General features: G+C 55.2%; 1 protein-coding gene. It reads left to right on the top strand.

Annotated features, from left to right (window positions below; translation table 11 throughout):
- Positions 1-261: aconitase family protein (locus MXD62_RS08900; protein WP_368862347.1), on the top strand; the 261-nt coding region annotated here is incomplete at both ends.

Here is a 261-nt window from a genome sequence, read left to right as displayed (position 1 = left end):
CCGTTGAGATTGAAGCAAGCGAAATCGCTCCGCAAGTAACCTGGGGTACGAGTCCAGGGATGGGGACTGATATCACCTCTGCCGTACCACATCCGGATTCGTTCGCCTCTGCCAATGATCGCAAAGCGGCAACGGACGCTCTCGATTATATGGGCTTGACACCAGGGACCCCGATGAGCGAAATCAAAATCGATCGCGTCTTTATCGGTTCCTGCACCAATGGTCGCATCGAAGACCTGCGCAAAGCCGCCTCTGTGGCAA

It is taken from the genome of Frankia sp. Mgl5, from assembly GCF_023242985.1.
Lineage (GTDB): Bacteria > Actinomycetota > Actinomycetes > Frankiales > Frankiaceae > Parafrankia > Parafrankia soli.
The sequence above is the reverse complement of the archived record's forward strand: the minus strand, read 5'-3'. Positions and strand labels throughout refer to the sequence as shown.